Origin of the sequence: Peptostreptococcus canis, from assembly GCF_014229965.1 — a bacterium.
Classification (GTDB): domain Bacteria; phylum Bacillota; class Clostridia; order Peptostreptococcales; family Peptostreptococcaceae; genus Peptostreptococcus; species Peptostreptococcus canis.
The window spans coordinates 1-1,679 of record NZ_JABGBW010000017.1; the positions used below are offsets into that span (position 1 = coordinate 1).

The 1,679-nt window shown below is 28.7% G+C and carries 1 pseudogene; it reads right to left on the reverse strand.

The window, feature by feature from the left end:
• Nucleotides 1-398 precede the first annotated feature (398 nt).
• Nucleotides 399-1,311 (reverse strand): annotated as a pseudogene (locus tag HLB29_RS09365) (IS110 family transposase).
• Nucleotides 1,312-1,679: the final 368 nt, after the last annotated feature.

A 1,679-nucleotide genomic window follows, 5' to 3' on the forward strand; every position in this document is an offset into this window, starting at 1 on the left:
CTAAAAAAAGAATACAATATTCATTAAAATTTTTAGAGGTATTATAAATACATAAATATTATACTTAAATAATTATAACATATATTGTTTTTAAAAGTCTAAGTTTAGTTCCAATATATTAAATACTATATAGATGATATTTTAGAGAAAGACTAACTATTAAAAGTCAAGAGGTGAAACGAAAAAAAATATAAGGGTTGATATTGATAAAAACTGAATAAAAATAAGCATGAAAAAATACCCTGGAGTTTAAGATTTTAAAAACAGGGTTAGCAAAGTTTTTGCTTTTTAGATTGTAATTTTTTTCAAAAGAACCTGTAAATGATAAAGGCTTCACCCGAACAAAGATCATCATATACAGAAACTTTTTCAAAAATTAATTTACAATTAAGCAAAAACTAACTTTGTTCCTGATAAGGTTCGTTTTTAGTTAAAACAGCAAAAATAGTATGACAAAGCTTTCTAGCAACAGTATTAGTAGCTACTGAATGATGTTTTCCTTCTGCAATTTTCTTTTGGTAATAATTAGAAAAAACAGGGTCACAAAATTCAGCTCTAAGAGCAGATTGAAACAAAGCACGTCTTAAATAAGGAGAACCTCTTTTAGTCATATGATTAGAAGTGGATTCAAACTCTCCGGACTGAGAAATACCGGCATCAAGACTCGCGTAAGCAATAAGTTTTGAAGGATTGGAAAATCTTTTAGTAACATTGTCTAAAAAAGATTGTAAATCTACAGAACTAATATCTTTAAAATCAGATGGAGATGAAAAATTCTCTAGAATTTGTTTTGAAGTCTTTCCAAAAATATTACTGAAGGAAGAAGCATATTCAGGGAAAACTTGATCTAAAAGAGCAATTGTTTTTTCTCTTAAGATCACCAATTGAAGAAATTAGATAAGATCTAAATCTGGAAAGATTTCTTAAAGATAAATAATCTTCATTAGAAAGTGATGTTTCAACAAAGTCACCATAACGAAGAAGATCGGCTATTAAAAGAGAATCAATAATATCAGTTTTTCTCTTTCTAATTTCAATACCTTGTCTCCAACCATCAGTTTGGATTGGATTAATAACACGAACAGTAAAATTCTTTTGGTCAAGATATGAGTATAGACTTAGCCAATAATGACCTGTAGCTTCCATACCAATTTCAAGTTCATTTTTGAAAGGATTTAGTTTAGAAACTAAACTATCTGCTACATCAATAGAGTTAGAGAAAGAAAAAGCCTTGAAGATAACTTTTTTCTTATCATCAATTAATGAAGCCACATGAGTATTTTTACCAATATCAATACCTAAATAAAACATAAGATACCTCTGAAATAATATTTTAGATAGACACCTCAAAATCTAATAACGTTACTGCCTTATGGTAAATCCGAAGTACCCTGAAAGGGTCAACATCTAACTTATTCGTAAACAGTTAAAAGATTAGAGGACTCACTCTTTCAAGTACGAGATTAAATATCAAGGAGAAAACGAGTACACTCTATCTAATAACAATATTATACAGTAAAACTGAATAATATTCAGTCGAAAAAGGATTATAGGTTACCTTTAACAACCTAAATACATTATATAAGGAGAAAAAAATGACACAGATAACAGTTGAAATGGTGGATCAAGTATTAGAAAGACTCCCATATGCAACTTACAAGGAAGCCAGAGAAGCTCTT